Source organism: Mesorhizobium sp. M0800 (genome assembly GCF_040320095.1).
GTDB lineage: Bacteria > Pseudomonadota > Alphaproteobacteria > Rhizobiales > Rhizobiaceae > Mesorhizobium.
Map to the genome: position 1 here is coordinate 105043 of NZ_JAMYOZ010000021.1, position 6935 is coordinate 111977.

The window sequence follows — 6935 nt, forward strand, 5'->3', positions numbered from 1 at the left end:
AGGCGCGGCATAAGGACTGCGGAGGAACCGACATGACCAAGACAATCCGCCTGACGATGGCGCAGGCGCTGACCCGCTTTCTTGCTCGACAGATGACCGAGATGGACGGGAAGAAAGTGCCGATCTTCGGCGGCGTCTGGGCGATCTTCGGCCACGGCAATGTCGCCGGCGTCGGCGAGGCGCTCTACCAGGTTCGCGACGAACTGCCGACCTTCCGTGCCCATAACGAGCAGGCAATGGCGCATGCGGCGATCGCCTACGCCAAGGCCAATTTCCGCCGTCGCTTCATGGCCGCGACCAGTTCGATCGGCCCCGGCGCGCTCAACATGGTGACCGCTGCGGCACTTGCGCATGTAAACAGGTTGCCTGTCCTGTTTCTGCCAGGCGACGTCTTCGCCAATCGCATTCCCGATCCCGTCCTGCAGCAGGCCGAGGATTTTTCCGACGGCACGGCGACGGTCAATGACTGCCTCCGCCCGGTGTCGCGCTATTTCGACCGCATCACGCGGCCGGAGCAGATCATGCCGGCGCTCAACCGCGCCATGCAGGTGCTGACCGATCCCGCCGAATGCGGCCCGGTGACGCTGGCGCTGTGCCAGGACGTGCAGGCCGAGGCCTATGACTACCCCGAGAGTTTCTTTGCCGAGCGACTCTGGACGCCGCGACGGCAGCGCCCGGACCGCAACGAACTGGCGGCCGCAGTCGCGGTACTCAAAGCGGCGAAAAAGCCGCTGGTGATCGCGGGCGGCGGCGTACTCTATTCGCAGGCGTCCGAGGAGTTGGCAAAACTGGTCCAAGGCGCCGGCATTCCAGTTTGTGAGACGCAAGGCGGCAAATCCTCGCTCCCGGACGATCATCCGTTGAACATGGGCGCGGTCGGCGTTACCGGCACTTCGGCGGCCAACAGGCTGGCCGAAGAGGCCGACGTCGTGCTTGCCGTCGGCACCAGACTGCAGGATTTCACCACCGGCTCCTGGGCATTGTTCAAGCATACCGGCAGGACCATCATCGGGCTCAACGTGCAGCCTTTTGACGCCGGAAAGCACCAGGCGCTGCCGCTGGTCGCCGATGCGGCGGAAGGGCTCGCCGAACTCGCTGCGGCGCTGAAAGGCTGGAAAGCCCCTTCAGGCTGGACCGACAATGCGATCACGGGCAAGAAGAACTGGCAAGCGGATGCCGACAGGGTGACGGCGTCGACCAATGCCGCCTATCCGTCCGACGCGCAAGTGATCGGCGCAGTACAGCGCGCCGTGGGCTCCGGCGTGGTACTGCTTCATGCCGCCGGCGGCTTGCCCGGCGAATTGCACAAGCTATGGCAGGCGGGCGCGCCCGGCTCCTATCACGCAGAATACGGCTTCTCGACAATGGGCTATGAAATCGCCGGCGGGCTTGGCGTCAAGATGGCCAAGCCGGACGAAGAGGTCGTGGTGATGATCGGCGACGGCTCTTACCTGATGCTCAATTCCGAGATCGCGACCTCGGTGATGCTCGGCCTCAAGCTGACCATCGTGCTGCTCGACAACCGCGGCTATGGCTGCATCAACCGGTTGCAGATGGCGACCGGCGGCGCCAACTTCAACAATCTGCTGAAGGACGCCCGTCACGAAACCTTGCCCGAGATCGACTTCGCCGCGCATGCTGCGAGCATGGGTGCGATTGCCGAAAAAGTGCCGTCGATCGCCGGGTTGGAAACGGCGCTGGCGCAAGCGAAGAAGAACCCACGAACGACGGTACTGGTCATCGATACCGATCCGCTGGTTTCGACCGAAGCCGGTGGAAGCTGGTGGGATGTCGCCGTGCCGGAAGTCTCAGTGCGGCCGCAAGTGAACGCGGCGCGCAAGAAATATGAGGAAGCGCTGAGCGGGCGGCGGTTTTAACGCGCCCGCCAACGCCGCCTCGAATGTCAGAAACTGGAGTGACGACTTGAAAGCCAAACTGGGCATGTCCCCCATTGCATGGTGGAACGACGATCTTGCGGAACTCAGCGATGATGTGTCGCTGGAGGAGTGCCTGCGCCAGTCGCGTTCGGCTGGCTTTACCGGAATGGAAATGGGCCGCCGCTTTCCCAACGATCCGCAAATCATGCTGCCGATCCTGAAAGAGGCCGACGTGACGCTTTGCGGCGGCTGGTTCTCGGGGACGCTGGTCGACGAAGACATGGCAAAGAACAAGGATCGTATCCAGCCGATGATCGACCTGTTCAAGGCGGTGAACGCGCCATGCATCGTCTATGGTGAAGTCGGCCGCTCCATCCAGGGCGACCGCTCGAAGCCGCTCGCCGGCAAGCCCAGGCTTTCGGACGAGGAAATGAAAGCCTACGCGCGGCGGCTCACCCAGTTCGGCGAATGGTGTGCAGAGCAAGGCATGCCGCTCTCCTACCATCATCATATGGCGGCAGTAGTTGAGACCGAGCCAGAGCTAGATGCCTTCATACGCTATTCGGGAGAAGGCATTCCATTGCTGCTCGACGCGGGTCACCTGGCCTTTGCCGGCGGCGATGTGCTGCGCGCTATTGATAACCACCACCCGCGCATCAACCATGTGCATGTGAAAGATGTGCGCATGGAGGTGATCGCGGGACTGGATCGCGAGAAGCAATCGTTCCTCGACGCGGTGGCACTTGGCGCCTTCACCGTGCCGGGAGATGGCTCGCTGGATTTTGGCGCCATCGTCCAGAGGCTCGCCGACCATGGCTATGAAGGCTGGTTCGTGGTCGAGGCCGAGCAGGATCCGAAGAAGAACCCGCCGCTCAAGATGGCGCAGGTCGGCTACAAGGAATTGATGCGGGCTATGACGGCGGCCGGCTATACGGTGGAGACACAGGGCTTTCCCAATGCTTGAGAGTTCGCAAGGAAAGGTGTTGATCCGATGAAAGACTCCGAGCACCCGTTTTTCCGGCCGCTGTGGCGGCGCGTCGCCGTTGTCGCGGTCTGCCTGGTCTGGTCGGTGATCGAATTCGCCACCGGCACGCCGTTCTGGGGCGTGATCGCGCTCGGCTTCGCCGGCTATGCCGTCTGGCAGTTTTTCTACCCCTACAAGCCGGCTGACGAGGACGAGCCATCGGCAGACGCCAAACCGAAGGAATGACCATGTCGAAACTGCTCGTCAAAGCCAACAAGGGCCACGGCCGCATCGCCCATGTGACGCCGCAAAGCGCCGGCTGGACCTATGTCGGCTTCGATCTGCATCGGCTCAGGCCCGGCGAGAGCGCTTCCGGGCAAACCGCGGATCGTGAGGTCTGCCTGGTGTTCGTCACCGGCAAGGGCAAGGCCAAGGCCGGCGGCAAGGATCTCGGCTTACTCGGCGAACGCATGTCGCCCTTCGACGGCAAACCTTGGTCGGTCTATGTGCCGCAGGGCTCGGAGTGGTCGGTGAGCGCCGATACCGATCTCGAACTTGCCGTCTGCTCGGCGCCGGGACTGGGCGGCGGTCTGCCGGTCCGTGTCATCGGGCCCGACGATCTCGGCCAGGAGGTTCGCGGCAAAAGCACCAACACGCGCTATGTCACCAACATCCTGCCGGAGGGCAAGCCGGCCGATTCCTTGCTGGTGGTTGAGGTCATCACACCCGGCGGCCACACATCGAGCTATCCGCCGCACAAGCACGACCAGGACAATCTGCCGGCTGAATCCTATCTCGAGGAGACCTATTACCACCGTCTCAACCCGCCACAGGGCTTTGCTTTCCAGCGCGTCTACACCGATGCCGACGAGAACGGTGCTCGTTCGCTCGACGAGACGATGGCGATCGAGGACGGCGACGTCGTGCTGGTCCCCAAGGGTTATCACCCCTGCGCAGCCTGCCACGGCTATGATCTCTATTATCTCAACGTCATGGCCGGACCGAAGCGGACGTGGAAATTCCATAACGCGCCCGAGCACGAATGGCTGATGAAGGCCTAACCACTTCCCCTTCGCCCCAACCGCTGGTCCAAGCGAAAAATCGTCGGCTAACGACCCGGCTGTGTGGTTTTGTTACCGAAAACGCCGCAAAGCTTCGTCAATTCGTCATGGAAATCACCTATGGCAGCGGGGCTGACGAGGACTTTCGATGCGCTACGCGATCTATTTCACCCCCCGACAAGACGAACCGCTGGCACGTATCGCCGCCAACTGGCTCGGCCGCGACCCATTCGGTGCCGCCACAAAGCCGGTCGAGGCTGCGGGCGAGTTGTCGGCGGCAGAAGTTGCCTTCCATACCGCCTCGGCGCGCCGCTATGGCTTTCATGCGACACTGAAGGCGCCCTTCAGACTGGCCTCCAACGAGACGGAAACGTCGCTTCGTGCAGCACTCGACGATTTTGCCGAGGCGACGCCGGTGGTTACGATCCCGCGCCTCATCGTCAGCCAGATCGACGGCTTCTTCGCGCTGTTGCCGGAAGCACCGCTGCCGGCGCTCAACCGCTTCGCCGACGACGTGGTGCGCGACTTCGACCGCTTTCGCGCGCCGTTGACGGAAGCCGAGATCGAACGGCGCAGCCCCGATTCGCTGAAGCCCGACGAGTTCCGCAATCTGTGCCAGTGGGGCTATCCCTATGTCTTCGAGACGTTTCGCTTCCATATGACGCTGTCCGGCCGGGTGTCGTCACAGGAAAGCCCTCGTCTTCGCCTAGCAATCGACAGCCTGTTTGCGGACGTGCTGCAACGGCCGGTGGCGGTGGACGCGCTGACGCTGTTTGTGGAAACTGAACCGGGCGCACCGTTCATGGTGCTGTCCCATCACGCGCTCGGGCGCCGCCCGGCCAGAAGAACTGCCTAAATGACTATTTGCTTTAACCGCATGGTGCGACGCCAATTCATTTTCAATTGGCTGCAAAATGCTGCAAGGACTGCCTGAAATGACTGCCGAGACCGTTCTTGACAATGCCCGTATTGTGCTGGCCGACCAGATCGTCGAAGGGTCGATCGTGCTGCGCGACGGCATGATCACCGCCATCGATGCCGGACCCGGCCGCAGCGGCGAGGACATGGGCGGCGACTTCATCATCCCTGGCCTGGTCGAGCTCCACACCGATCATCTCGAAGGCCATTACGCGCCACGGCCGAAAGTGCGCTGGAACCCGATCGCCGCGGTGCTCGCCCATGACGCGCAGGTGGCGACCGCCGGCATCACCACCGTGCTCGACGCCTTGCGTGTCGGCATGGACGAGGATGCCGACCTGACGGCCGCCGACATACGCAAGCTGGCCGACGCGATCGAGGACAGCGTGCAGCAGGACCGGCTCAGGGCCGACCATTTCCTCCATCTGCGTTGCGAGGTTTCGGCGCCGGACTGCCTCACGGCCTTCGCCAATTTCGACGGCGACGAGCGGGTCAGGCTGGCGTCGCTGATGGACCATGCGCCCGGACAGCGCCAGTTCGTCAATTTGGAAACCTACGCCTATTACTACCAGCGCAAGCTGAAGCTGACCGATCGCGATTTCCAGAAATTCTGCGAAAAGCGGATGGCGGAATCGGCGAGGAATTCGAGCCCGAACCGCAGCTTCATCGCCGCTGCCTGCCAAGAGCGCGGCATCGTGCTCGCCAGCCATGACGACGCAACCGTCGGCCATGTCGACGAAGCAATCGAGCAAGGCGTCCGTGTCGCCGAGTTCCCAACCACCGAGGAGGCGGCGCGGGCTTCGAAAAAGGCAGGGCTCGGCGTATTGATGGGCGCGCCGAACGTCATGCGCGGCGCGTCGCATTCGGGCAATGTCTCGGCCCGCACGCTGGCCGGCGATGGCCTGCTCGATATCCTGTCGTCGGACTACATTCCCTTCAGTCTGATCCAGTCAGCCTTCTTCCTCGGCGACGTGGTCGAGGGCATTTCCTTGCCAGAGGCGGTGGCGATGGTCTCGAAGAACCCGGCCGAGGCGGTCGGCCTCAGCGATCGCGGTGTCATCGAGCCCGGCCGGCGCGCCGATCTGGTTCGCGTGCGCGTCGACGACCATGTCCCGGTCGTCCGCACGGTCTGGCGGCAGGGACGCCGAGTCGCATGATGGTGTCGGCATCGGTCGAGCGTGAATTGTCCGCTACGGGATTTCCGATCCGCGACGGTGTCTTCGTCGCCGTCGTCGGGCCGAGCGGTGCCGGCAAGGACACGGTGATCGGCTATGCGCGCGCCGTGTTTGCCGACGAGAGCCGGCTGGAGTTCGTGCGCCGGGTGATCACCCGGCCGAGCGATGCGGCCACCGAGGATCACGACACGCTCGCCGACGTTGCCTTCGTCGAGGCCGAAGCGGATGGCGCCTTCGCGATTTCCTGGGAGGCGCATGGCCTGCGCTATGGCATCCCGGCCGAAGTCGATTGGTCGGTCTCAAACGGCCGTGTCGCGATCGCCAACGTCTCGCGCGCGATCATCCCGGCGCTGCGGGAGCGCTACGCCAATCTGGCTGTCGTCGAGATCACGGCTACACCGGATATCCTGGCCGAGCGGCTGGCATTGCGCGGTCGCGAATCGCGCGGCGAAGTGCTGGCACGGCTGGCGCGCAGTGCCAATGTCGCGCTGTCCGGACCGGGTGTCACCTCGATCGACAATAGCGGCCCTCGTGAAGCCGCCGGCGAGCGCTTCGCCGAGGTGCTGCGCAAGGCCATGGCCTTCTCCGACATGTCGGGCCTTATCTAAAGTAGCGCCCATCCGATGCATTCGGTATGGGCGCTACTTGTCTAACCGATATCTTTTTGGAAACCGGTATCCACTTTTCGGGATTATGGCCTCATGCGGCGTGCCGGTCCCGACCAGCGTGACGAGTATCCGTGGCAGTGGTTGTCGAAGGCTTCGCTGGCGCATCCGCTGGTGTGTCCAGATAGTGTGCTGAAGGTTCTGCAAAAAGTTTTGGAGAGAGAACGGCGCCTGCTCTGAGGGGCGAGCGGCCATGGCACGGTGGTGACGTTGCGATCACCGATTCCCGTGGAAGGGGAAGTGCCATGACCAATCGAGACGTTAGACTGAGCAGA

Annotated in this window: 7 protein-coding genes; all 7 read left to right on the plus strand. The window is 63.2% G+C overall.

The genetic code is table 11. The features are described from left to right. Positions 1-32 precede the first annotated feature (32 nt). The 7 genes from iolD to phnN all read left to right on the plus strand — a co-directional run bounded on the left by iolD (position 33) and on the right by phnN (position 6603). Positions 33-1877 (plus strand): 3D-(3,5/4)-trihydroxycyclohexane-1,2-dione acylhydrolase (decyclizing), encoded by a 1845-nt coding sequence (gene iolD, locus NKI18_RS22600; protein ID WP_352619343.1) that lies wholly within the window; start codon positions 33-35, stop codon positions 1875-1877. Between the two features lie 46 nt (positions 1878-1923). Continuing rightward, a complete protein-coding gene (iolE, locus tag NKI18_RS22605; RefSeq protein ID WP_352619342.1) occupies positions 1924-2841 on the plus strand; it encodes a myo-inosose-2 dehydratase in 918 nt (305 codons plus the stop codon). Between the two features lie 27 nt (positions 2842-2868). Continuing rightward, positions 2869-3087, plus strand: coding sequence for a DUF3329 domain-containing protein (locus NKI18_RS22610; RefSeq protein WP_352619341.1), 219 nt, complete (start codon positions 2869-2871; stop codon positions 3085-3087). Between the two features lie 2 nt (positions 3088-3089). Next, positions 3090-3902 carry a 5-deoxy-glucuronate isomerase gene (gene iolB / locus NKI18_RS22615; RefSeq protein WP_352619340.1) on the plus strand — a complete coding sequence of 271 codons (813 nt, stop codon included), beginning with the start codon at positions 3090-3092 and terminating at the stop codon, positions 3900-3902. Between the two features lie 148 nt (positions 3903-4050). Continuing rightward, complete coding sequence (locus NKI18_RS22620; protein ID WP_352619339.1) at positions 4051-4758, plus strand: DUF1045 domain-containing protein; 708 nt, start codon at positions 4051-4053, stop codon at positions 4756-4758. A gap of 79 nt (positions 4759-4837) precedes the next feature. After that, positions 4838-5977, plus strand: coding sequence for an alpha-D-ribose 1-methylphosphonate 5-triphosphate diphosphatase (locus NKI18_RS22625; RefSeq protein ID WP_352619338.1), 1140 nt, complete (start codon positions 4838-4840; stop codon positions 5975-5977). Then, complete coding sequence (gene phnN, locus NKI18_RS22630) at positions 5974-6603, plus strand: phosphonate metabolism protein/1,5-bisphosphokinase (PRPP-forming) PhnN (RefSeq protein ID WP_352464731.1); 630 nt, start codon at positions 5974-5976, stop codon at positions 6601-6603. Before NKI18_RS22625 ends, phnN begins: the two co-directional genes overlap by 4 nt. Positions 6604-6935 lie beyond the last annotated feature (332 nt).

Excerpts from the sequence above, each read along its gene's own strand:
- iolD (WP_352619343.1), top strand. The coding sequence starts at position 33 with ATGACCAAGACAATCCGCCTGACGATGGCGCAGGCGCTGACCCGCTTT.
- NKI18_RS22610 (WP_352619341.1), top strand. The coding sequence starts at position 2,869 with ATGAAAGACTCCGAGCACCCGTTTTTCCGGCCGCTGTGGCGGCGCGTC.
- iolB (WP_352619340.1), top strand. The coding sequence starts at position 3,090 with ATGTCGAAACTGCTCGTCAAAGCCAACAAGGGCCACGGCCGCATCGCC.
- NKI18_RS22620 (WP_352619339.1), top strand. The coding sequence starts at position 4,051 with ATGCGCTACGCGATCTATTTCACCCCCCGACAAGACGAACCGCTGGCA.
- NKI18_RS22625 (WP_352619338.1), top strand. The coding sequence starts at position 4,838 with ATGACTGCCGAGACCGTTCTTGACAATGCCCGTATTGTGCTGGCCGAC.
- phnN (WP_352464731.1), top strand. The coding sequence starts at position 5,974 with ATGATGGTGTCGGCATCGGTCGAGCGTGAATTGTCCGCTACGGGATTT.